The sequence below is a fragment of the Sphingobacterium sp. UBA5789 genome (assembly GCF_002418355.1).
GTDB lineage: Bacteria > Bacteroidota > Bacteroidia > Sphingobacteriales > Sphingobacteriaceae > Sphingobacterium.
In genome coordinates this window covers 39,230-63,589 of record NZ_DIDX01000002.1, presented here as the reverse complement: position 1 = coordinate 63,589, position 24,360 = coordinate 39,230, and the positions used below count along the sequence as shown (strand labels likewise).

The 24,360-nt window shown below is 39.1% G+C and carries 27 protein-coding genes; 2 read left to right on the top strand and 25 right to left on the bottom strand.

Annotated features, from left to right (window positions below):
• Nucleotides 1-24 precede the first annotated feature (24 nt).
• From nuoK to B4B65_RS05550, 19 genes are all read right to left on the bottom strand, one after another.
• Nucleotides 25-354, bottom strand: a complete 330-nt coding sequence (gene nuoK, locus B4B65_RS05640; protein ID WP_003000191.1) for an NADH-quinone oxidoreductase subunit NuoK — start codon at nucleotides 352-354, stop codon at nucleotides 25-27.
• Nucleotides 347-850, bottom strand: a complete 504-nt coding sequence (locus tag B4B65_RS05635) for an NADH-quinone oxidoreductase subunit J (RefSeq protein ID WP_201680928.1) — start codon at nucleotides 848-850, stop codon at nucleotides 347-349. Before B4B65_RS05635 ends, nuoK begins: the two co-directional genes overlap by 8 nt.
• 7 nt (nucleotides 851-857) lie before the next feature.
• Complete coding sequence (locus B4B65_RS05630; RefSeq protein WP_201680929.1) at nucleotides 858-1,382, bottom strand: NuoI/complex I 23 kDa subunit family protein; 525 nt, start codon at nucleotides 1,380-1,382, stop codon at nucleotides 858-860.
• A 33-nt stretch (nucleotides 1,383-1,415) separates the two neighbouring features.
• The gene (nuoH, locus tag B4B65_RS05625) at nucleotides 1,416-2,453 is read right to left on the bottom strand and encodes an NADH-quinone oxidoreductase subunit NuoH (RefSeq protein WP_293914178.1); all 1,038 of its coding nucleotides are present in this window, start codon (nucleotides 2,451-2,453) and stop codon (nucleotides 1,416-1,418) included.
• A 14-nt stretch (nucleotides 2,454-2,467) separates the two neighbouring features.
• Nucleotides 2,468-3,481, bottom strand: coding sequence for a 2Fe-2S iron-sulfur cluster-binding protein (locus B4B65_RS05620; RefSeq protein ID WP_003013006.1), 1,014 nt, complete (start codon nucleotides 3,479-3,481; stop codon nucleotides 2,468-2,470).
• Nucleotides 3,482-3,502: 21 nt separating this feature from the next.
• On the bottom strand, nucleotides 3,503-4,855 hold the full coding sequence (gene nuoF, locus B4B65_RS05615) for an NADH-quinone oxidoreductase subunit NuoF (protein ID WP_201680931.1): 1,353 nt from the start codon (nucleotides 4,853-4,855) through the stop codon (nucleotides 3,503-3,505).
• An 11-nt stretch (nucleotides 4,856-4,866) separates the two neighbouring features.
• Nucleotides 4,867-5,382: a complex I 24 kDa subunit family protein gene (gene nuoE / locus B4B65_RS05610; RefSeq protein WP_201680932.1), complete on the bottom strand. Its 516-nt coding sequence runs from the start codon at nucleotides 5,380-5,382 to the stop codon at nucleotides 4,867-4,869.
• Nucleotides 5,375-6,610: an NADH-quinone oxidoreductase subunit D gene (locus B4B65_RS05605; RefSeq protein WP_201680933.1), complete on the bottom strand. Its 1,236-nt coding sequence runs from the start codon at nucleotides 6,608-6,610 to the stop codon at nucleotides 5,375-5,377. Before B4B65_RS05605 ends, nuoE begins: the two co-directional genes overlap by 8 nt.
• 13 nt (nucleotides 6,611-6,623) lie before the next feature.
• A complete protein-coding gene (locus B4B65_RS05600) occupies nucleotides 6,624-7,127 on the bottom strand; it encodes an NADH-quinone oxidoreductase subunit C (RefSeq protein WP_293914174.1) in 504 nt (167 codons plus the stop codon).
• A complete protein-coding gene (locus tag B4B65_RS05595) occupies nucleotides 7,120-7,674 on the bottom strand; it encodes an NADH-quinone oxidoreductase subunit B (RefSeq protein ID WP_003013014.1) in 555 nt (184 codons plus the stop codon). Before B4B65_RS05595 ends, B4B65_RS05600 begins: the two co-directional genes overlap by 8 nt.
• 104 nt (nucleotides 7,675-7,778) lie before the next feature.
• Nucleotides 7,779-8,159 (bottom strand): NADH-quinone oxidoreductase subunit A, encoded by a 381-nt coding sequence (locus B4B65_RS05590; RefSeq protein WP_201680935.1) that lies wholly within the window; start codon nucleotides 8,157-8,159, stop codon nucleotides 7,779-7,781.
• A gap of 118 nt (nucleotides 8,160-8,277) precedes the next feature.
• The gene (locus tag B4B65_RS05585) at nucleotides 8,278-9,996 is read right to left on the bottom strand and encodes a tetratricopeptide repeat protein (protein WP_293914171.1); all 1,719 of its coding nucleotides are present in this window, start codon (nucleotides 9,994-9,996) and stop codon (nucleotides 8,278-8,280) included.
• A 39-nt stretch (nucleotides 9,997-10,035) separates the two neighbouring features.
• Nucleotides 10,036-10,986, bottom strand: coding sequence for a PstS family phosphate ABC transporter substrate-binding protein (locus B4B65_RS05580; RefSeq protein WP_293914169.1), 951 nt, complete (start codon nucleotides 10,984-10,986; stop codon nucleotides 10,036-10,038).
• Between the two features lie 295 nt (nucleotides 10,987-11,281).
• Nucleotides 11,282-12,160, bottom strand: a complete 879-nt coding sequence (locus tag B4B65_RS05575) for an energy transducer TonB (protein ID WP_003000219.1) — start codon at nucleotides 12,158-12,160, stop codon at nucleotides 11,282-11,284.
• Between the two features lie 36 nt (nucleotides 12,161-12,196).
• Nucleotides 12,197-12,748, bottom strand: coding sequence for an ExbD/TolR family protein (locus B4B65_RS05570; protein ID WP_003000221.1), 552 nt, complete (start codon nucleotides 12,746-12,748; stop codon nucleotides 12,197-12,199).
• Nucleotides 12,749-12,779: 31 nt separating this feature from the next.
• On the bottom strand, nucleotides 12,780-13,436 hold the full coding sequence (locus B4B65_RS05565) for an ExbD/TolR family protein (protein WP_201680937.1): 657 nt from the start codon (nucleotides 13,434-13,436) through the stop codon (nucleotides 12,780-12,782).
• A gap of 97 nt (nucleotides 13,437-13,533) precedes the next feature.
• Entirely contained in the window at nucleotides 13,534-14,364 is an 831-nt protein-coding gene (locus B4B65_RS05560) for a MotA/TolQ/ExbB proton channel family protein (RefSeq protein WP_003013025.1), read from the bottom strand.
• Nucleotides 14,365-14,806: 442 nt separating this feature from the next.
• Nucleotides 14,807-15,157: a translation initiation factor gene (locus tag B4B65_RS05555; RefSeq protein WP_293914163.1), complete on the bottom strand. Its 351-nt coding sequence runs from the start codon at nucleotides 15,155-15,157 to the stop codon at nucleotides 14,807-14,809.
• Nucleotides 15,158-15,166: 9 nt separating this feature from the next.
• Nucleotides 15,167-16,045 (bottom strand): diacylglycerol/lipid kinase family protein, encoded by an 879-nt coding sequence (locus B4B65_RS05550; protein ID WP_201680939.1) that lies wholly within the window; start codon nucleotides 16,043-16,045, stop codon nucleotides 15,167-15,169.
• A 310-nt stretch (nucleotides 16,046-16,355) separates the two neighbouring features.
• On the opposite strand from B4B65_RS05550, the gene metK reads away from it, so the two are divergent.
• Together metK and B4B65_RS05540 are read left to right on the top strand one after the other, a co-directional pair.
• Nucleotides 16,356-17,609 carry a methionine adenosyltransferase gene (metK, locus tag B4B65_RS05545; RefSeq protein WP_201680940.1) on the top strand — a complete coding sequence of 418 codons (1,254 nt, stop codon included), beginning with the start codon at nucleotides 16,356-16,358 and terminating at the stop codon, nucleotides 17,607-17,609.
• Nucleotides 17,610-17,721: 112 nt separating this feature from the next.
• A complete protein-coding gene (locus tag B4B65_RS05540) occupies nucleotides 17,722-18,138 on the top strand; it encodes a Dabb family protein (RefSeq protein ID WP_293914160.1) in 417 nt (138 codons plus the stop codon).
• Here the strand turns inward: B4B65_RS05540 and B4B65_RS05535 are convergent.
• Genes B4B65_RS05535 through B4B65_RS05510 form a run of 6 tightly spaced genes read right to left on the bottom strand, consistent with a single transcriptional unit; the run spans nucleotide 18,130 to nucleotide 24,351 of the window.
• Nucleotides 18,130-19,461: a DUF58 domain-containing protein gene (locus B4B65_RS05535; protein WP_293914158.1), complete on the bottom strand. Its 1,332-nt coding sequence runs from the start codon at nucleotides 19,459-19,461 to the stop codon at nucleotides 18,130-18,132. The two genes, B4B65_RS05540 and B4B65_RS05535, sit on opposite strands and share 9 nt — an antisense overlap.
• Nucleotides 19,458-20,450 (bottom strand): AAA family ATPase, encoded by a 993-nt coding sequence (locus B4B65_RS05530; RefSeq protein ID WP_236582324.1) that lies wholly within the window; start codon nucleotides 20,448-20,450, stop codon nucleotides 19,458-19,460. The genes B4B65_RS05535 and B4B65_RS05530 overlap by 4 nt, the downstream gene beginning before the upstream one ends.
• Nucleotides 20,447-21,658 (bottom strand): DUF4350 domain-containing protein, encoded by a 1,212-nt coding sequence (locus B4B65_RS05525; RefSeq protein ID WP_293914155.1) that lies wholly within the window; start codon nucleotides 21,656-21,658, stop codon nucleotides 20,447-20,449. The genes B4B65_RS05530 and B4B65_RS05525 overlap by 4 nt, the downstream gene beginning before the upstream one ends.
• Nucleotides 21,655-22,491 (bottom strand): hypothetical protein, encoded by an 837-nt coding sequence (locus B4B65_RS05520; protein ID WP_293914153.1) that lies wholly within the window; start codon nucleotides 22,489-22,491, stop codon nucleotides 21,655-21,657. Before B4B65_RS05520 ends, B4B65_RS05525 begins: the two co-directional genes overlap by 4 nt.
• Nucleotides 22,481-23,398 (bottom strand): ABC transporter permease, encoded by a 918-nt coding sequence (locus tag B4B65_RS05515; protein WP_201680944.1) that lies wholly within the window; start codon nucleotides 23,396-23,398, stop codon nucleotides 22,481-22,483. Before B4B65_RS05515 ends, B4B65_RS05520 begins: the two co-directional genes overlap by 11 nt.
• The gene (locus tag B4B65_RS05510; protein WP_201680945.1) at nucleotides 23,389-24,351 is read right to left on the bottom strand and encodes a stage II sporulation protein M; all 963 of its coding nucleotides are present in this window, start codon (nucleotides 24,349-24,351) and stop codon (nucleotides 23,389-23,391) included. Before B4B65_RS05510 ends, B4B65_RS05515 begins: the two co-directional genes overlap by 10 nt.
• Nucleotides 24,352-24,360: the final 9 nt, after the last annotated feature.

Sequence of the window (24,360 nt, the reverse complement as noted above, 5' to 3'; positions counted from 1 at the left end):
TATAATACCTTAATCTTATAAATGTTACCAACGCAATCGACTTAACGATTCAATATCAACTGATTTGGTATTTCGATATACCATAATAATAATCGCAAGACCGACAGCAACTTCTGCCGCAGCCAGTGCCATAATAAAAAATACAAATACTTGTCCGCTAGGATCTCCATGATGAGAAGAAAATGCGGCCAGCAACAGATTGACAGCATTCAGCATCAGCTCGATCGACATCATAATAATGATGACATTACGTCTGATCAAAACACCAATCACGCCGATTGCAAAAATGATACTGCAAAAAATCAGGTAATGATTTAATGGTACCCCTTGTATGTGTTGAACAATATTATCCATTTACTTTCTTAGTATCTTTTTTAGCCAGTAAAACTGCTCCTACCATCGCTGTTAGCAGTAGAATAGAAGAAATTTCAAATGGCAGTAAAAATTTATCAAACAGAACTACTCCTAATTCTTTGACCAGTCCGATAGATGGTTGAGCGACTACATCACCATTGTCAATTTCAATGATCCGTAAAGATCCAAGAACTACCACCAGTAAACACATTCCGGCTACTGCGCCCATAATCTTGACAACGCCCGACCGCATAGGTTCGGATTCCTTATTGAGATTGAGGAGCATCAGGACAAACAGAAAGAGCACCATGATCGCCCCCATATAAACAATGAAATTGACTACAGCCAAAAACTGGGCATTCAACAGAATATAATGTACTGTAAAGGTGAAAAATGTGATAACCAAATACAGAACACTATGTACAGGATTCTTTGTGAAAATGGTCATTAACGCAAAGAAAATAGACAAAAAAGCTACAAAATAAAATATCGTCATCTGCTAATTAGGTTATACTTTTTTGCTGAAGCTGAGTTATATCAAACTTAGGTTCTACCAATTTATCTTTTCCATATATAAAATCCTTGCGGAGGTAGGAAGCTGTTACGTGAGGACCATCCAGATAGATGGCCTCTTTAGGGCAGGCCTCTTCACACAATCCGCAAAAGATACAGCGCAACATATTAATCTCATATACTGCCGCATATTTTTCTTCCCGATACAGGTTCTCTTCACCCTTTTCACGCTCCGCAGCAGTCATAGTAATCGCTTCTGCAGGACAAGACAGTGCACAAAGTCCGCATGCTGTACAACGCTCCCTTCCCTGCTCATCACGCTTCAACGAGTGCTGTCCTCTAAAGTTCTTAGAATAAGGCCGGATTTGCTCCGGATACTTAACCGTTGGAATTTTCTTAAAAAAATGTCGTAAAGTAATCGCAAGTCCCTTGGCAATGGCAGGCAAATACATGCGCTCCCAGATATTCATGGGCTTTTGCTCCAGTACTTTCTTTCTATTTGATAATGATTGCATCCTGATTCTAATTTAAATGATCCCTACACACCCCTAAAAATAGGTGTCTTTTACTACCGTAATAATACCAGTCAGCACAATATTGGCAATTGCTAACGGAATCAAAATTTTCCAGCCCAGTTTCATCAATTGATCATACCGGAAACGCGGAAGTGTCCAGCGAATCCACATGAAGAAAAAGATAAAACCAAATATTTTAAGAAAAAACACGATAACTCCAATAATGGTAATCAAGTTTTGTGATAATCCCAGATCATTCATAAATGGAAAGTTATATCCTCCGAAATACAGAGCCGCCATCAATGCAGATGACACGAACATATTGATATACTCCGAGAACATATACAACCCAAGTTTCATAGAGGAGTATTCTGTATGATATCCACCCACAAGTTCTGTTTCACACTCCGGTAAATCAAACGGCACACGATTACATTCTGCAAAAGCACAAACCATAAACAGTAAGAATCCCAGAGGTTGTACCCAGATATTCCAATTTACAAAACCTGTTTGCTGCGCCACAATAGTACCGATAGACAGCGTTTCTGTTACCATCAGTAAAGCAATCAGGGATAATCCCATAGCGATCTCATAGCTGATACTCTGCGATGCTGCACGTATAGCTCCCATCAGGGAAAATTTATTATTTGATGCCCATCCTCCCAGCATAATTCCGTAGACACCCAAGGCAACTACTCCGAAAACATAAAGAACACCGACGTTGATATCCGCTACCTGAAGAGAAATAGTACGTTCTCCTATTGTAAGCGTCTGTCCCCAGGGAATAATAGCTGAACTTATACAAGCTGTAATAATTGCAATAGTAGGTCCCAGGATAAAAAGTACCTTGTGTGCACCTGCCGGTATTATTTCTTCTTTGAAAAAAAACTTCCCGCCATCACACAGGGGCTGCAACAGTCCGAATATTCCTGCACGATCCGGGCCGTACCTATCCTGCATAAATCCCGCAATCTTCCGCTCTGCCAGCGTAGAATACATCGCAATGACGAGTGTCACTACGAAAATAATAACGACTAGAACGGATTTCTCTATAATGAAAGCTGTTTCCATGCTTATATTTTATACTATTTTAGTTTTTCAGTTCTTGCTAATTGTTCTTCATTCGCCTCCTGCAATTCCAGATCAGGCTTAATAACCGGCGGTGGATTAAACTCGGGGTAATGATTTGCACCGATTACAGAATCCTTATCGACCGGCGTTGGTTCTTCCAATGTCCAGTCATCTGTATGTTTCTTATCAAAACGACAAGTGTTACAGATAAATTCTTCCACTTCACCAAACTCATCTTTACGTGCCGTTACACGCAGTACTTCCGTACCTCTGTTCCACAATGTTACTTTACCCGAACAGGTCGGACAGTCACGATGTGCATCTACAGGCTTTGTAAACCACACGCGGTTTTTAAAACGAAATGTTTTATCTGTCAATGCACCGACTGGGCATACATCTATCACATTTCCAGAAAAGTCATTGTCTACAGCTTTAGCAATATAGGTTGAAATTTCGGCATGATCTCCTCTGTTAAGAATACCATGGACACGATTATTCGTGATCTGATCTGCTGTAAATACACATCTGTAGCACAAAATACAGCGATTCATGTGCAATTGGATCTTATCCCCAATATCGATACGCTCAAAAGTCCGGCGATCAAACTCATAACGGGTTCCTTCGCTGCCATGCTCATAGCCAAGATCCTGAAGTTTACATTCTCCGGCCTGATCACATACAGGACAGTCTAAAGGATGATTAATCAACAACATCTCGACCACACCTTTTCTTGCTTCCACTACTTCAGGAGAAGTGATATTCAGCACTTCCATTCCATCCATAACCGTTGTACGGCAGGAAGCGACCAGTTTAGGCATCGGACGGGGATCCTTCTCGGATCCTTTACTTACTTTTACCAAACAGGTGCGGCATTTACCACCACTTCCTTCTAACTTGGAATAATAGCACATTGCCGGAGGAACAATATCGCCTCCTATCTGACGGGCAGCATTCAAAATAGTTGTTCCCGGAGCTACTTCTACAGGAATTCCATCTATGCTAACCTTGAATTTAACGTCTTCTGCCATTTTCTACTTTCCTTTAATATTTTAAACAACCGGTGCTAACGGATCTGCATAATGTGCCAGGCCGTAATTTCGGCTTGTCGCCTCACTGGCGCTGGTAATATGCCACTCAAATTCATCTCTGAAATGTCTGATCGCAGCTGCAACCGGCCACGCAGCGGCATCTCCTAACGGACATATCGTATTTCCTTCAATCTTCCGTTGTACATCCCACAGCAGATCAATATCTGCCATAGATCCCTGACCTATTTCTATTTTATGAAGTATCTTTTCCATCCAGCCCGTTCCCTCACGGCATGGCGAACACTGCCCGCAACTTTCGTGATGATAAAAACGGGTAAAGTTCCAGGTATTACGTACAATACATTGGTCTTCGTCAAAAGCAATAAAACCTCCCGACCCCAACATCGTACCTGTTGCAAAACCACCATCAGCTAATGATTCATAGCTCATCAGCCGGCTTTCTCCATTAATAGTTTTAGTAATTAGATTGGCCGGTAAAATCGGAACAGAAGAACCTCCTGCCACGACGGCTTTCAATCGTTTACCATTGGCGATACCGCCACAATATTCATCAGAATAAATAAATTCCTCTACCGGCAATCCCAATTCGATCTCATATACTCCCGGCTTGGCAACATTACCTCCGGCTGAGATTAGTTTTGTTCCTGTACTACGGTCTATTCCAATTTTCGCATACTCCTCTCCGCCATCATTAATGATAGGGACAGTCGCTGCTATAGATTCTACATTATTAACAACTGTAGGACATCCGTATAAACCAGCTACTGCCGGAAACGGAGGTTTAATTCGCGGATTCCCTCTTTTACCTTCAAGCGATTCCAGGAGAGCCGTTTCTTCTCCACAGATATAAGCACCACCTCCTGGCTGTACATAAATCTCCAGGTCATATCCTGTACCCAAAATATTTTTCCCTAAGAATCCTGCATTTTTTGCTTCTGCTATGGCTTTTTCCAGAATACGGATCTGCGGCATCATCTCTCCTCTGACATAGATGTAAGAAGTATTTGCTCCTAAAGCATAGCTGGAAACGATCATACCTTCAACAAGTGCGTGAGGTATATGCGTCATCAGGAAACGATCTTTAAAGGTTCCTGGTTCTGATTCGTCACCATTGCAGACCAGATAGCGGGGTACGCCTTCAGGCTTTGCCAGAAAACTCCATTTCATACCCGTAGGGAACCCTGCTCCGCCACGACCACGAAGTCCTGATTTTTTCACCTCTTCTACTACATCATCCGGAGACATCGATTTCAATGCCTTTTCAACAGCACGATATCCGCCCTGCTGCCGGTACACTTCGAATGTATGGATACCGGGAACATTTATATGTGTGAGTAATAACTTACGAGCCATCTCCTAGGTAATTAATGTTTTTCTTTCAATTCGTTAATGAGCTTATCCACACTTTCCTCAGTCAGATTCTCATAGAATGTATACTCCGGGCCAATCTGTAACACAGGACCAAATCCGCAGGCGGCAACACATTCTACTCCACGCCATGAAAAAAGTCCGTCAGGAGTGACCTCTCCTTCCTTTACACCTAAGCGGTTTTCAATATGATCCATGATTTTTTCTGCTCCCACAAGACAACAAGGTCCTGTGCGACATACTTCAAGAACATATTTTCCTTTAGGCTCCAGAAAATACATAGTATAGAACGTGGCCACTTCATATACTTCAATAGGCTGTATATCCAGATAATGTGCAACCTTATCCATTGCGTCTACACTCAGCCAGCCAAATTCAGCCTGGACCAAATGCAAAACAGGCAATAATGCAGATTTCTGTTTACCTTCCGGATAACGGGACACAACTTCTCCGAACTTTTGCAAAAGTTCAGCAGAAAATTCTACGGGCTGACTTTCTTTAACACTAAGCATCTAACTCTCCTGCAATTACATTTAAACTACTCATATTAATAATGGCGTCCGAAATTAACATCCCGCTACTCATTGGAGCAAACATCTGATAATTTACAAACGAAGGTCTTCTGAAATGCAAACGATAAGGTGTACGTCCTCCATCATGAATCAGGTAAAACCCTAATTCACCGTTGGCGCCTTCTACTGCGTGGTAAACTTCCGCTTTTGGAGTTTCCCATTCGCCCATCACGATCTTAAAGTGATAGATCAAAGCTTCCATATTCGTATATACCTGTTCTTTTGGAGGAAGATAGAACTCCGGAACATCGGCATGGAACACATCTGCAGGTTCTTTTGCTATTTTCTCCAAAGCCTGTTCGATGATACGCATAGATTGCCTCATTTCGGCATTACGCACCATAAAACGGTCGTATACATCACCAGTAGTACCTACTGGCACTTCAAAATCAAATTCTTCATAAGAGCAATACGGTTCTTGTGCACGCACATCATAATCGATACCTGTAGCCCGCAGAATCGGACCCGACCAACTATAACTCAAAGCCTGCTCCGGAGTGACAGCTGCCACTCCTGAAGTACGCTCTATAAATATTCTGTTGCGAACAAACATTTCCTCAAACTCTGTCAGAACAGGAGGAAAGCGCTCTAAAAATTCTCTTATTTTTAAAAAGGCGACATCATTAAAATCTCTTTCAAAACCACCGATACGCCCTATGTTGGTAGTCAGTCTGGCTCCACAGATCTCCTCGAAGATCTCATATATAAATTCACGCTCCTGCATGACATACAAAAAGCCGGAAAAAGCTCCTGTATCAACACCGAGGATACCATTACATATAATATGATCTGCAATCCGAGCCAGTTCCATAACGATGACACGCATATACTGCACACGCTTAGGAATCTCTATATTCAACAGTTTTTCCACTGTCATATGCCACCCCATATTATTAATAGGTGATGAACAATAATTCAACCGGTCAGTGAGAGGTGTAATCTGATAAAATGGACGATGCTCTGCAATTTTTTCAAAAGCTCTGTGTATATAACCAATAGTAGAGACACCGCTAACGATACGTTCACCATCAATCTGCACTACATTCTGGAACACACCGTGTGTTGCCGGGTGAGTAGGACCTATATTGAGTGTTATCAGTTCATCTTGCGGATCGTTATCGGAATAAACGGGGCTATTGGGGGTTATCTTGGTTATAAAATCGCTCATCTCAAATATTTAGTTATCGGCCAAAATAAAAATCCTTCTTATCTACTCTGTTCGGATCTTCCAATGGATATTCTTTTCGCATCGGAAAGACTGTCATTTCATCCACATTCAAAATTCTTCTGAGATCAGGATGTCCTTCGAAATGGATGCCGAAGAAATCATATGTTTCGCGCTCCATCCAGTTTGCGCCGTTCCAAAGTACAGTCGCTGACGGAATCGCAGGATGCTGACCGTCAATAAAAACTTTGATCCGGATACGCACATTATGAACCAGACTATGCACATGATAAACTACAGCAAAAGCTTCTTCCTGATTAGGGTAATGTACAGCTGTAATATCCGTCAGATAGATAAACTGAAGTATAGTATCATCTTTTATAAAAGCCAGTACATCTATTATATCTGTTTTTGAAGTCTGTATGGTCAGCAGACCGTAAGACTCAGATGCATTTTTGACTTTAGTTCCAAAATGCTCTTGCAGACGCTCCCACAGTTGTATATTACTAAGTTTATCCATTATCAGTTACTATTCCGTACTTTTCTAACAATGCTTTATATTCAGGTGTATTTCTTCTGTTAAGAGATTCATTCTTTACAATCTCCTGAAGGCGCAGTACGCCATCTAAAATAGCTTCGGGTCTTGGAGGACAACCTGGCACATATACATCTACCGGGATAATCTCATCTATTCCCTGCAACACGGAGTAAGTATCAAAAATTCCCCCGCTAGAAGCACAGGCTCCGACAGCGATCACCCAACGGGGCTCTGCCATCTGTACATATACCTGCTTCAGAACGGGAGCCATCTTTTTAGCAATGGTTCCCATTACCAATAACATATCCGCTTGTCTCGGCGAAAAACTAGGTCTTTCAGCTCCGAAACGTGCCAGATCATAAGTAGATCCCATTGTCGCCATAAACTCAATACCACAGCAAGAAGTCGCAAAAGGTAATGGCCATAACGAATTAGCACGAGCCAAACCGATAGCTTTATCTAAAGTTGTCGCAAAAAATCCTGATCCTTCTACTCCCGGAGGAGCTTCAGCCAACTTGACATTACTCATAATAGTAGTTCTTATTGTTTATATTGACTCGCTTATAGTGATTACTTCCTAAAGGTACTGTAAAATATAATTTATTGTAAATCAAAAAATTATTTAGAATTATTCTAATCCCAGTCCAGAGCTCTCTTTTTAATAATGTAAATAAAGCCTAAAAGTAACAGTCCCATAAAGACAAACATTTCAATCAAACCTTGCATGCCAAACGATCTGAAATTGACCGCCCATGGGTACATAAAGATCACTTCTATATCAAAAATGACAAATAGAATTGCGACCAGAAAGTATTTAATGGAAAAAGGTTGACGGGCATTTCCTTTTACTTCAACTCCGGATTCGAAGGAAGAAAGTTTATTCTCGGTCCTTACTTTGGGACCTATCATATGGGTAATGATGATCGTTCCTACACCAAAGCTCACTGCCACAAGCAGTTGTATCAATATAGGTAAATAGTCGACGGGTGCACTGGCTAGGTTTACTGTTTCCATGTGTACATTTTTTGGTTATTTATGTTTTAAAATTAGCATTTTATACGCTAAAATCCAAGATAATAAAAAAGGTGGCCGAAAAATCGGCCACCTTTTTATGTATTGTTTAGAAGCTGAATTACAGCGCCTCCATATACGATTTAGCAAACTCATCAGCAGGATTAATAGCTAATGTAGCCTGGAAGAATTCTTTTGCTTTAGGATTGTTACCTTTTGCATAATTGAATACTCCTAAATAGTTGTTTGCATCAACTAAATAATCATTGTTTTTTGGATCTGCCGGTTTTGATTTGATCACTTCAATCAATTTTGTGAATGAAGGAACAAATAATCCTTGCATTTTCTCTGGCTCTTCTAGATTATCCAAACCTAATTGCGCAAAACCTCTGTAGTATAGAGCAGGAATTAAGTATTTGTCAACAACTTCTTGTTTAGTAGCACCGATAACAACACCGAAAGCTTTATCCGCTTTATCAAAGAATGGTTTACCATCTTCTTCAGCAGAAACTTTTTTCTGACCTAAGTTGTAGTTGATCTCTCCGATGTAGTAGTTAGCATCATAATAATACTCCGACTCAGGCATTGAACCCGGGATTTCGAAAATCTTAGCAGCAGCTACCATGTCGCGATCCTGATATCTTGCAAATGCAGTCTCAGCAATTTCAGGTAACAATTCTTCTTTATCTAATTCAACTGCTTTTTTCAGGAATTCCAATCCTTTATCTGCAGCAGCAGATGAACCACCGGTTGTATCTGCAGAAGCAACACCGATATTAGCCAAACCAGCGAACAAGTAGTCACGAGAGATTACACGCTCAGGTTTCATTTTAGTGAACAATGAATTAAGGTACTCTGCTGATTTAGCGTAATTTTTATCCTGATTGTAAGAGATATAACCTAAATAACGGTAAATTTTAGGATCGATATCCGGATTTTTAGCCAGTTCTTCAGAAACAGTTTTCAATTCTGCATACTCACGAGCATATACCAGGAAATCTGCATATCTGATTTTTGCCTCTAAAGACTTGTCACCAGTTAGTTCGATATACTTTTTATATGCATCAACACCTTGTTTATTGATCTCTTTGTATTTTGCCTCATCATCAATTTTCAGGGAAGAAAGGTGATAAGTCTCCGCCAATTCACGGTAAGTAGGAGCATAGTTAGGGAATTCCTGACTTAATGCAGTCAAAGACTCAATAGCTACATCATATGCCTGTGCTCTACGTGTGATCACAGCCTGACCAATTTTTGCACGAATCAATGCTTCATCCAGAGAAATCGCATCACGATACTGAACATAAGCCAGACTGGACTCATTCATACCTGCATAAGCATCACCCAAAGCTAAAGGTACCAATGCATCTTTTGCATTTTTAGCTTTTGCCTGAGTCAGATACTCCAATGCTTTTGCGAAATCCGGTTTAGGAGCATCGATCAAAGCACGACCTGAAAAATATAATGGTAAGTAATCCTTCTTACCTAAGTTTGAAGTTGCTGTTGTAAACTTCTGTTCAGCAGCAGAGTTATTGTTGTTTTTTAAATCAACAATACCCAGACCAACACTGTTTAACTGCGACTTAGGATCGTTAGTCAAACCATTGTTAAAGATAATAGCAGCTGAATCCACTTTATCATTTACCAGGTAAATCTGACCTAAGTAAAAGTAATTGTCTCCATCCTTTGGTTTTTTCTGAACCAAGTTCTCCAAAATACCTTTTGCCTTATCATATTGCTCGGCCTCCATTGCAGCTTGAGCATCCTTCAAGCTCTGCGCACTTGCTGTTCCTACAGCTCCTGCAAATAATAGACTTAAAAATAATTTGCTTTTTGTCATAATCTATTTGTGTTCTATTTATATTTTCTAAATAACGAATTATTCTACTTTATCCCTAATAATTATTTCTCTACCTGGCATTGTTGCAGGCACTAAATCTGCCTTTAACATAATTCGCTGACCTCTGTCTCCTGTCAGGAAAGCAGAGAAGCCTACCCCAAGTCCCATGTCCGGCTGATAGTTTAAAATATACACCGGACGACTTAATACATACAAACCCTCTGCCAAAGTTGACTGATTTGGTAGATAAAATTTATTATCTCCTTCTTTTGTTAACGAATTTTGCACGCTTAAGGTACGAATTTTATCTTTATTCTGAAAAGAACGTTTTGCATTTAGCCATTGATCATAGCTAATAATCCCTATTCCATCTGTATGTTCGGCCACATAAGAAAGGACTTCTTCTCCATTTTCCATGGCTTTCAATCCTTTTCCCGAAATTTTTTCAATTTTGCCAATATCTTTTAATTGACGTAGCGTGCTCGAATTGACATTATCCAGTATTAACGAATAATTCTGTCCGATATTTTCACCCTTTAATATTTTTACCACATTTTCAACGGTAATACTTGTATCCGCACGACCAGTATTACTAATAAAAACGACCGCATCTATAGCTATCTGAAATACTTTGGGAGATATAGATTTCTTTTTAAAATACTCTTCCTCACTTGCAGAAAGCTTTCTTGTCATTATTGCAGTCTTAGCCCGATCCTGCAACAACAGATTAATTCCTTTCACCTCCGGAGCTGAAACTAACTCGATTTTGGAGTCCTTATAAGAATTCTGAAAAACATCTACTTGCTCTTCTATAATAGGTAAAAGAGTCTCATCTACGATTACAGATAGTCTTCCATTTAAAATATCTCCATGCTTTGCCTTTTCCTCATCGGATCCATCTTTAGAACTACGACTGCTACAAGATGCAAACACAGCCAGGCTTGTAGCAACTGCCAACATAAAAATCCGAAAGCTTACCTTTTTGTTCATACAGCTATAGATTAGATAAATGCTAAAAAGATTAATTGATATGATTTTAATCCCTAAAATTATTTTGCCAAAGTCTCGCAAATCTCATGAAAGAGTAGACGATAAGCAAAATCCCGAAAAAAGTACGATAGGTAGGATTAATTTCTAACGGAAAGTTATTCCAGAAGATGATAAGAAGCCCCAGCACGAAGTAAAGGCCAAACATAAATAGTCCTAAAATGGACAGAAATCGCTTTAGAGGCGATTTCTGTCTGTAACTATTCGTACTATTGTTAAATTTGTTACTTGTCACAAATTACTGATTAATAGTGTTTAATCGAATTGGCAATGTATATGCTACACGTACCGGACGTCCGTTTTGTATACCTGGAGACCATTTTTTAGCCTTTTTCAGTAACGTTACGGCAGCCTGACCTGTACCATATTGTAAGTCACGTTGTACTTTGATGTCAGTAAGACTACCATCTTTCTCTACAACGAATGACACTTGAACCACACCATTAACACCTTGCTCTAATGCAGCTGAAGGATATTGGTAGTTATCGCCGATCCATTTCATGAAAGTTTTCATACCGCCCGGTGGCTCTGGATTCACCTCTACCGCAGTAAAGATTTCATTCGAACCTGTACCGTCAGGAGAACCTTTTTCTGTACCCGTTACAGCACCATCGACTTTCTTAGGACCAAATTCTCCTGTAGGAACGCCAGATGCACCTTTAGTACCTTTAAGCGTAATACGAGCAGGAGTTTTCTTGTCGTCTTTGAAGTCTTCCTGAGCAGCCACTTCTTCTTTCACTTGATTTTTAGGAACTACTTTAGGCTCTGGAAAACGGATAAGGTCTTCAGCAGGTGGTTCCTGAGCAATACGCTGTGGTTGTTCTTCCGCCGGAAGAGGCTCTTCTTCCTCTTTTGGCGGCTCCGGGATTTCCAAATCTTCCAGGGTCACTTCCGTGATTACTGGAGGTGGTTCTACCGGCTTATCTGGAATCAACTTGATGTTGAAAATCTTTGGAATACTCAAAAGGATAACTAACCCTATAACAGCTGCTAAACCAACGTTAGTCGCTCTTGGTGCCAGTTTACGAAGCTGGTAAGCTCCATATTCCTTATTTCTATTCGCAAAAACAACGTCTAGCCATTCCTTTTTGAATAAATCTAATTTTGAACCAAACATAATTTCTTATTTTTTTGCGTTTAAAATTTTATAAAACTAGTCGTTATACAAATTCTCACGCTTTAACACATCTATTTCTTCAGGAGTGATTTTTGAAATCATATAGCGTTTGATATCTACAATTTTCATCTCATCTAATACATCGACAAGATTACGTTGAACAGATTTCTCACTAGGTCTGATTACTACGATCAAATCCTTTCCTCCAGCAGCAGCCGGAACTCTTGCTTTCATTTCAGTAATGACTTTACGAAGACCATCCTTACCATAATCAATGGCTGTAGGAGGGGTAATCGGACTTTTTAATTGTCCGTAGTACCATAAAATCTTATTGTCAGAACCTAATAATAATGTGATAGAACGGTTATCTGCAATCTCCAGATTGTCAGTAGCGTCCATTTTATTCTTATCAGGCATTGCAACGTCCATCGCTTGAGGCTTGTTTAAAGACGTAGTTAACATGAAGAAAGTAATCAATAAGAACGCAAGATCAACCATGGCTGTCAAATCGACTTTACCACCATTTTTCTTACTTCTTACTTTGCCACCTTTCCCCTGTTTACCGGAGTCTTGATTTAATTCTGCCATTTTCTTCTATTTAATTAAAATGAGACGTTAATTATTCGTTACCTTTTAGACCTGTTACAAAACTGAATTTGTTCTGCTTTTGGTTACGAAGAGTCTCAATTACTAAATTAATTGATGGATACTTCTCGTTAGCATCTGCTTTGATTGCAATTTTCATCGGTCCCGGATCAACAAAATCCTTCTCGCTTTCTTTTTCTTTTGTAATCTCAGCTGTTGCTAATCTTGCTGACTGAACCCAATGATACAATTCGTTTGTATTATTCTCTGTACTATCAACAGGAATACCTGTTTGCACTCCCGGCTGTACACGTTGACTCACGTCAAGTGTCAAAAGCTGGCGCAAATTCTTAATCGGAACACCAAAATCCTCAGCTAATTCGAATTTTGTGTAATCCTCTTGAGAGAATTGAATATTGTACTTCGCCGACATTCTTTCTAACATCCTTTTACGAACTTCACGTTCTTTCACTCCGAAGAACACTTTTCCTTCTCCACCGATTGTGATAATACCAAGATTAGTATCCGGCAATTTATCTTTTGTGGTAGAAGCTGGTGTGTCTACAGGGAATGCTTCCGGTTGACGTGCTGTAGATGTCAATACGAAGAATGTAAGAAGCAAGAAGGATACGTCACACATGGCTGTCATGTCGATGGACGTACTCGTTCTTTTTACTTTAGCTTTTCCCATTTTTCTTTACTTCTAAAATTAATTACTCAATATACTTTGATATATGATGCATTTCGTTTTACGATTCCATAAAAGAATCGAAAAAAACATCAGATTCTTATTTGTGGTTAGCCGCGTACGTTTGTACGATTGAGAAACCAGCCTCGTCAATTGAGTAAGTTAATTTATCGATTTTTGCAGTAAGGATGTTATACATTACGATAGCGAATGTAGAAGTTGCGATACCTGTTGCTGTATTGATAAGGGCCTCAGAGATACCGTTCGCTAATTTAGCTGAATCCGGAGCACCACCTGTTGCTAATGCAGAGAAGGCCTTGATCATACCTGTTACTGTACCTAATAGACCTGTTAATGTACCGATAGAAACTAATGTTGCTATAACGTTTAAGTTTTTCTCCAACATAGGCATTTCCAATGCTGTTGTCTCTTCGATTTCTTTTTGGATAGCTAATGCTGATTTTTCTGAATCAAGACCTGGGTTAGCAGAAACGTCTTTGTATTTCAATAAACCTGCTTTGATTACGTTTGCAACAGAACCTTTTTGTTTGTCACACTCAGCGATAGCTGTGTCAATGTTACCACCGTTGATTAACGTTTGTACTTTTCTTACGAAGTTACCAACATTACCAGTACCTGAAGCTTTGTTGATAACGATCAAGCGTTCGATAGAGAAAACCCACACCATTAAGAATAAACCGATAAGGATAGGTACGATAGCACCAGCGTGGTATACCATTCCTAAGTAGTTTCCTGGAAGAGGTTGGTTTTCTGGATTATTTTCCTGGAAGTTAGAAGGTGCTCCCATTACATATTTCCATACTACGAAACCAACAATGAAACAAATGATGATTGCTAAACTTGCAAATAGGGAACCTGAATTTCCGCTCTCTTGTTTTGCAGGACTAGTTGTTTTTGGTGCGTTTGCCATTTTTACTAAATTTTAGATTTTTTACTGTTGTTTAATATAATGTTTAATTCAATTATGTGCAATCTAGATCTATATCTGTTACTCATGTGAGAAACAAATATAGCATTTTGTAATAAAAATAAAATTAATGTTGCATTAAAATACAATTTTCTAAATTTTCATTTTGATTTTCACGTTTTAAAACGAACAATACATCAGCAGAATCATTGCCCGTCATTCTTATCTTGTCAAAATCATGCTTAATGCTGTAATTTTTTACAATGAAAACCATTTTTTTTTTGATATGCAAATTAATAAATCATTAAGTGTTAAAAATAAGTAAGTGATTACTCACATGAATACTCTTGTAACTAAGTGTTTTTTAAACGTCAAATTATGAGAGTTATTGCATCAGTTCTGTTACAAAAAGTTAAGGTTCAGGTTATAAATGATGTGTAAACAACTATCCGCCAACGACTTTGACTTTATAGCTGTCCTGGTTCAACAAGTCAACTATTTTTTGTTTAAAATCGCCTTGAATCATAATTTCACCATTTTTAGATGTCCCGCCAACTCCACATTTTTGCTTCAATTTTTTTGCTAAGATTTCCAGGTCGGCATCCGAACCTATGAAACCGGTTACAATTGTAACAACTTTTCCCTTTCTCATTTTGCGGTCAATCATTACTTTCAGCAACTGCTTATTGGCTGGAAGTGTCTCTGCTTCTTCTGTAATATCGCTCTCCTGATAATCAAAATCGTCAGAAGTGGAATATACAATTCCTTCAAAACGTTGTTTTTTATGCTTATTCATAGAACTAAGTTAACAAATTATCCGAAGTGATTTTGGTAAGATTCGTATATCCAGTTTTTTGCCTAACTCAAACGGCTCCCCATCTACATGCGCTGCGCCATCCTTTTCACGTTCAATAGTGATTTCTTTGCCCGGAATGATTTCTACATACTCGGACTGATCTGCAGATTTATTAAACAGGTGAAAAACCATCATAGGCAAGGTATAAAGTGGAAACTTGTGCACAATACAAACATCCAGCACACCATCGTTAACAGATGCCTGAGGAGCGATATACGCATTATTTCCATACTGTGGAGAATTAGCGACACTGATCATGAAGGCCTCCCGCTCATACTGCACACCGTCAATGGTCAGTTTATACATGCAGGGCTTATAATTACTGAGTACATTAATAGCTGATTTGAGATACCCGATAGGACCTCTTATATTTTCATTGGCAAAGCGGTCACTTACGGATGCATCAAATCCAATACCTGCTATATTGAAAAAATTACGGTCATTGATCAGACCGGAATCTACTTCTACAGCTTCAAATCGGTTTAGCCTACGCAGTGCAGCAGCTTCATTCATCGGAATACCCAGATATAAGGCCAGCCCGTTTCCCGAACCTTCGGGAATAATCCCCAAAGGAATATCAGAGCCTACCAATGCCGAGCCCAATTCGTTGATGGTCCCGTCTCCGCCAACAGCTACAACGGCATCGTACTTTTCTTCAATTGCCAGCTTTCCAAGTTCATACGCATGATTGGGATGGTTAGTTTGTTGAAAAGTAGGATTAAATTTCTGAAGATCTAATACCTCAAGAACCTGCTTATTGAACGCAGTCTTTCGTTTTCCTCCCGAAATAGGGTTGACGACAAATAATATTCGCTTTCTCTCGGCCATAAAGGTCTTTACTTGTATTTTTTCCGGATAAAGATAGACAAAAGCCCGTATACATAATGAATGTTAATTTTAATATCATTGAATTTTCATTTTTAATTGTAGAGTATAAAATTGAATTTTATATTTCGTCAAAGAGTTGTAGCTTTGCCGAACAATTTGTGGACTGATTTGCGTTACGGGCAGAAGCTCTGTAGCAGGAGATTGCAACCACAGTAAAAAAGTGCTAAAACTATTTCATTCCGTGTTTTTCCACTTCCCTGTGTTTCTACCTTCTTATCAGCGAGCCTGTCTACATTAATTAGCAATACTTATGGCTTATTTATTTACTTCAGAATCGGTTTCGGAAGGACATCCTGACAAAGTTGCCGATCAAATTTCAGATGCATTAATAGATAATTTCCTTGCGTGGGATCAGGATGCACGTGTAGCAATCGAAACTTTAGTCACTACAGGTCAGGTTGTACTTGCCGGTGAGGTAAAATCCAAGATATATCTGGACGTACAGAAGATTGCACGTTCAGTCATTGAAAAGATTGGCTATACCAAGTCAGCTTATATGTTTGAAGCCAATTCCTGTGGCATATTATCTGCTATCCATGAACAGTCTGCCGACATCAATCAGGGTGTAGACCGTAAAACAAAACAAGAACAAGGCGCCGGTGATCAGGGAATCATGTTTGGTTATGCGACCAATGAGACAGACAATTACATGCCTTTAGCACTTGATCTTTCGCACCGTCTGCTTTACGAACTGGCAGATTTGCGTAGAGAGAATAAAGAAATCACGTATCTGCGTCCGGATGCCAAGTCTCAGGTGACTCTAGAATATGACAGCAATCACAAGCCTGTACGCATTGATACGATTGTAATCTCTACACAACATGATGATTTTGATGAAGAATCAACAATGTTGAATAAGATTACGGAAGATATTAAAGCAATCCTGATTCCTCGTGTAAAAGCTCAGCTAAAACCAGAATTACAATCCTTATTTGATGATAAGATCAAATTTCACATTAATCCGACCGGAAAATTTGTGATCGGAGGTCCTCACGGAGATACAGGATTGACAGGACGTAAAATCATTGTGGATACATACGGAGGCAAGGGTGCTCACGGCGGCGGGGCTTTCTCAGGAAAAGATCCTTCAAAAGTAGACCGTTCTGCGGCTTATGCAACACGTCACATTGCAAAAAATCTGGTAGCAGCCGGAGTTGCAGAGGAAATATTAGTACAGGTATCTTATGCTATCGGTGTTAAAGATCCGATGGGTGTATATGTAAATACTTACGGTACCAGCAAAGTAAACTTAACAGACGGACAGATTGCACAAAAGATATCGGAGTTATTTGATATGACTCCATACGGAATCGAAACCCGCCTGGGATTAAGAAACCCGATCTATTCAGAGACTGCGGCCTATGGTCACATGGGACGTACTCCAAGATCTGTAACCAAAACTTTTGAAAACAGCAATGGTGAACAAAAAACGGTAGAAGTAGATCTGTTTACCTGGGAAAAATTAGATTTTGTAGATCAGATCAAAGCTGCATTTAATATCTAACAGGCTTTGACCTTATAAAAATTTGAAAGGGCTTATCAGGATGTGATAAGCCCTTTCTGTTTTATCCGTCTATAATTATTACTATATTTAAAACGATCAAGACAAACATACTATGAAAAGAAGAAAATTTCTCCAATCTTCAGCTGCAACTATCGGAACTTCAGCATTGGCTATATCCGCTTTTGCACAGTCAAAATCCTCGTTTGCGGTTGTAGAAAACGGACAGATCATACACTCTGTATATTTTTGGCTAAAAGAAGAACTAACGGCTCAGCAGGTTAAAGATTTTACTAAGTTTTTCGAAGCCTTGAGGAAAGTGCCTAATATTAAAAGTCTACGCTATGGCCGTCCTGCAGAAACAAGTAAACGACCTGTGGTTGACAATAGCTGGACATACAATCTGATTGTTGTATTTGAAAAGATGGAATACATCAATACGTATGAGACTCATCCTATTCACCTGAAGGCAATAGAGGATTTTAGCAGTAACTGGACAAAAGTACTCGTCCATGATACGCAGTTAGATTAATCCACGGGCTTTTATTTCCAGATATTTGTTTATTGAATTGATTGTCAATTGTTCCGGCGCGGTATAAATCGTCTGTATCCCCTGCCGATTAAGTTCCTGAATAATAAGACTCTTTTCGTAAACAAATTTCTCCGCTATAATCTGATTATATATATCTATTGTATAATGAGTGTTCTCCTTTGCCATCTGTATCAATTCGGTATTCTTAAATACAACGACTACAACGATATGGGTCTTATTGATCATTTTGAGATAAGGCATCTGCCTGTTTAGGCTATCCATTGTCTCAAAATTAGTATACACAAAAATCAGAGATCTCTTATTAATATGCTTATTCGCAAATGCATATAGTTTTCCAAATTCAGACTCTTCAAACAGCGTAGTAATACTATATAATGCCTCTGACACTTTCTGCATCTGATTGTTTCTCTTCTCCGCAGGAATATGATTTGCAATCCCGTTTGAGAATGTCAGCATTCCGGCTCTGTCTTGCTTCAGTATTGCAGCATTGGACAAAACAAGTACTGAATTGATCGAATAATCCAGCAAGGTCATCTCGTTAAACGGCATGCGCATGGCACGGCCGGTATCAATAAAGGAATATATGGGCTGAGATTTCTCTTCCTGATACTGATTGACCATCAGTTTTTTATGTTTGGCAGAAGCTTTCCAGTTCATAAAGCGGTATTCATCTCCTCTCACATATTCCCGCACATGATCAAACTCTAGAGTTGAGCCGATTTTGCGGATCCGCTTGATTCCCATCTCTTTCAGTCTGTCTGTTGTCGCCATAAGCTGATATTTTCGCAACTGAATAAAGGAGGGGTAACATGGAATTTTTAAAGGTTCTTCCAAAAGAAATTTCCGTTCGAAGAAGCCCAGATTCCGAACCAGAACATGACATCTTCCGAATTCATATATACCTCTTTTAGTAGGTCTCAACTCGTACTCCACATGTTTCGGAATTAAAGACGACAGTTCTATTTCAAATTCCTTTTCACGAATCTGTAACTGCATTGGAAATTCTTCCAGGATTCTGGCTTTTACCTTCTTCGGATAGTGACTTATAAAAGCAAGCTCAAAATGATTGTCATCTCCATTGGATAATTTTTCAGGATAATGTCGCTCAATCTCCACTCTATTCTTACCAAAATGCAAAAACATAAGATCCCAAACCCAACAAATCAACAGTAGCCAGAAGACAATACCTACTACCAGAAACATTCCCTTCACAAAAAAGGAAACAGTAAACAAAAGAGCCATTCCTAATAAGGAATAGAAAAACTGATTAGTGAAATAAAGTCTTCTTATACGCCTGATCATCTTGGAATCTCTACACCGTCTACAATTTGTTTGATAATAAATTCCGTGGTGAATCCTTCCATTTCCTTTTCAGGAGTGAGTGTCACCCGGTGTCCAAGAATAGCAGGAGCAACGTACTTGACATCATCCGGCGTGATAAAATCTCGCCCAAGAAGTGCTGCAGATGCTTTTGAAGCCTCCAGAATTGCAATTGAAGCTCTCGGCGAAGCTCCTAAAGTCAGATTCGGATTAGTCCGGGTCTGTACAATAATCTGCGCTATATAGTTCAGGACATCTTCGTGCGCAAAGACCAGCTTGACCTGTGATTGAAACAATACAATCTCCTCACCAGAAACAACTTGTTGAACCAACGCTTCTTTGTTACCCGCCTTCTGTGCATGGTGTTCTTTTAATATGGTTAGCTCCTGACTGAATTCGGGATAGTTAACGACGATCTTGAACAGGAAGCGATCCAACTGTGCTTCCGGTAAGCGATATGTTCCTTCGTGCTCTATCGGATTCTGAGTTGCCAGGACAATAAAAGGGGAATCCATTGGATAGGTATTTCCATCTACTGTCACCTGACGTTCGGACATACACTCAAAAAGAGATGCCTGGGTCTTTGCAGGGGCACGGTTGATCTCATCGATGAGAATGATATTTCCAAAAATAGGGCCTCTTCTAAACTCAAATTCATTAGACTTCAGATCCAGAATAGATGAACCCGTAACATCTGAAGGCATCAGATCGGGCGTAAACTGGATACGACGAAAAGTACTGTTAATAGTTTTAGCAATCAACTTTGCAGTCAGCGTCTTGGCGACTCCGGGCAATCCTTCAATCAGGGAATGTCCGGATGAAAGAATAGACATCAATAGCATATTGATAACCTGATCCTGACCTACAATTACTTTTTTTACTTCCCTTTTCACCGACTCCATCTTATCCTGCAGCTCTGTCAGATCGAGACGGCTTTCAAAGTTGGGCATATATTTCTCTAATTCGTTCATATCATATTAGATTTAGTCTTGAATTCTTCTATTTTATTGTTTATAAACTTGAGATCGTGGGTAGACAGGTCTTTTCTATTCCTGTACCGCATTATCAAATTCATTAATTCTTCCGCTTCGGCAAGTGAAATTCCTGCTTTCAGAGACAGATTGTTGAGAAATTTTTCATCCTTCAACTGGAGCGTGTCCAGATGAAAATGATTTCTGATATCGAAAAGGAAATAATCTATTTTCTTGTCTATCATATTTCCCGGCTCACCATTTTCATAATAAAGCGTCCCTATTGTTTTAGCAAATTCTTTAGACAGATTTGGCTCAGGAGTCACTACCTCTACTGCACGTTGTTCACGTTTGCTTCGGAACAACAGAAATAGCAAAAGACCAAACAATAACAAATACCACGCTTCACGAAGTCCTTCGTAGGAAAGAATCATACGCAGAGGTGTACTTGGCTGCCCCTCCCTGTAATAGTTGTCACACCAGATGATATGCTTAGCTTTTATTAATTTCAATGCCGAAGCTGCATAATCATATTTTTGATGTTGCAGCATGTAATAATTGGTAAACATTTCCGGAGTATGATGCAAATAGAGCTTGCCTTTGCCCCAGGATACTTCCACAAAATTAGGGACAGCATGCTTGCCTGCATACGCATTACCGGCAATGGAAATATTAGTGCTATCGATAAGATCAAAGATTGATGTCTGTTCTATCTTATCGTATTTTATTCTCTTGCGACTGTTGACAAGTGAGTAGTTTATATCGCCTAATAACGAAAATCCCGAAAATTTATTCACATCCAGATAGGCTGAAGAAAGATTAAGCGTATCTAAAAGATTGCTGGAGTAATAGTTTGTCGATATGAAAACTTCTCCTCCTTCTTTTGCAAATTGCAGCAATTTCTCTGTTGCAGTGGCTCCCATAATGTCTATATAGTCACCTATAAACACAAAAGCAGTATTTTTTGCGTGCAATGAATCCTCTTCTAAGGTTTCATAAACTGACTTTTTTGTGTTTTCGATTTTGCGGTCATTCCCTAAGATATTTCCCAACTCCTGATGCAGCACATATAATCCGTAGGGTATCTTGTCCCGCTGATCAAAAGATTTTCTCCAGTCTATAGGCTTGCGACTGGTTGCATCTATTATTGCAATCAATACCAGTGCGATCAGCAACACTATAATTCCAAACTTACCCGTATTTTTCATGACCATTTAGTTTGAAATTCACGGAATAGTGTAGCGTACTGTTCATAGTTCTCCTTCGTTACCGGAAAATTACCGAACCACACATAATTAAAGACATTGGAACAAGCTTCAAACTCTTTTCTCAGTTCTGTGTTGTCCATTTCATTCATCAGTTCAATATTGGTTTTGGTATAATTCCACTTTACCAATTCTTTTTTTGCCAGCGTCTGAATATTCAGAAGATTGAGATAACGAATAGCCAGGGAATAATTCTCTTCTTTTAGTGCCTGCTCCACAAATGTATGCACATCTACCTGAAGAAGATTCCGTTCGACAAATGCCACATTCGCATCTTCGTCGTCTTCCTTTTCCTGTACAGTATAGAGTTTTTTTCCTGTAAATATTAATCTATAAAGAACATACACCAGAAGAACTACGAAAACAGCACCTATAAGTTTGTACATCCATTCCGGATTTTGAAAATAGAAATCCGGTAAAATTGAAGATAGCAGGTCATTAATCCTGTTTTTTAAGCGCTTCAAAAAATTTATGTTCTCAAGTACCTTTTCATTGTAAAGAAATTCTTCACTCTGATATTTTTTGAACATTTTATTGAATTCTGCGGAATCTACAGCCGGGATATCATGGATTCTCGGTACCTTATTATAGTATCCTTCTTCCCAATAAGGATGTTGTTTCTTCTTGGTAATAAGTTCATCCGTTGCATCTATCGGTTCATCGTAAGTAGCTGTATCAGGATCTGTATAGAGCGTGTCCTGTTCCTGAGCATAACCGAAATAACATAGTGTAATAAAGAAAATGGAAAGAATAACGGTACGAAAATTAGTGGCCATTTGCCTCCTTTCCAATATTATTTATTGTTTCGTAAATATTCTCTCCGAACCGTAATTCTTTAGCGGATTCATATATCAATCCGGAAATGAGTACAGAGAACATATAGCTGGTTATCGTTACCAGCGAGAAAATAGTTCCACCCAGCGAAACAATCAGTTTTCCGGAAAAGGTATCAAAAAAATTATCGTTGAACCCAACTGTATTATAAGCAATCAATCCCAAGATCAATGCAGGGATCAATGTCATCATCATAAGCATAACCTGAAAAATGGCGCTGACAATATAAGAGGATACACCATAATCATATACTTTTTTCTTCAGCAAATGATAGGCTTCATTAAAACAGCTGCCAAGAGAATAGTAGCCTTCTCTATACAGCATAAAAGCGCAGAAAAGCCACACACCAATCAGGGACATGAGGACTCCGGCCACTATGTTACCGACAAAAGGAATAAAAGAAGCAATAATCAGGACAAAGAAAAACGGGATGATCATGATTAACATCACCAGAATAGATGCACCGAAAAACCTAAAATACTTTCCAAAGTTTGATTTAAAATTGTTCCATACTTCCGTTGATCCGAAATCCAGATTATTCTGATTTTTCAACAGGATAAAGTATTCTATAGCTATGCCGAAAAACAGAGTAGAAAGCAACAAAAGGACACAGACTATACCGATAAAGAGACCCCATATCTGCATCATATCTCCGGCACTGAAGTCTGCATTAAAATCTACTTTAGTCGTCAGATAAAAGACCAGTAGCAACAGAATGGCAAGAGGTATAACCGCCAGCCGAAAAAGCGTTGCACAGAAATGCCGGATAACGATCTTTAGCAAATCCACAAAATCTTGCACAAATTCCCCTAATTTACGTTCCTTTTTGAACTCAAAGTTTAACTCCATTCAAATTTTCTGGCTAATTGATAAGGTCTCCAAATATAAAAATATACAATCGCAAATAAGGACGCAAAAATAATAGCCAGGCACATCGCTAAAGATGACTGATAAAAACGGGTCACAAACCCTTCTAATGTACCTGCAATAATAAAAAACGGAACGGTACTGATGAGCACCTTGCTCGCCAGCTTGGCTCCTCGTTTAAATGATTCCAGCCGTGTATATGATTTTGGGAACAGCATACTGTTTCCTAATGTGAGACCGCAGCCTCCGGCTATGATAATCACTGAAATCTCTATTGTTCCATGTATCCAAATAGCGGACATAGCCTCTTGCATCACTCCGTACTTGAAAAACATATAATGAAATGCGCCCAGCATAATTCCGTTTGAGAACAGGATATAACCGGACCCAATGCTATAGAATATCCCAAAAATAAAGGCATAAAATGCCACTCTCACATTATTAATGGTAATCGCTAATGCAGATCCGAACATACCTCCTTCATCGTAGATAGCGGCAGGATCTCCTTCTTTTATTTTTTCTGTTGTAAAGTCTACATACCCATCTCCTAATATTAGCCGGACAAACTGTTCATCGTAATGAGCAGAAAGAAAGCCAATGCCTACAGCAAGACAGAAAATCAAGAGAGAATAGAGCAGTTGTCTTCTTATTTTCCAGATCGCCTCTGGGATTTCATAATTTACAAAATGTAGAAACTGGTTATTAGATGCCCGTTGATCTTTATAAATCTTCTGATGAGCTATAAGGGACAGTTCGTTGAGATATTGCTTTGTCTTACTTTGAGGGTAAAAAGTTTGCGCATATGCCAAATCATTCGTAAGTTCGATATAATTTGAGGCTAATTCATCCGGATCAATATCAGCTTTATTTGCTAAATTGCTTTCAATAGTTGCCCATTTTTCTTTATTTCGGTCTATGAATGAAGGTTCTCGCATAATTAAAAT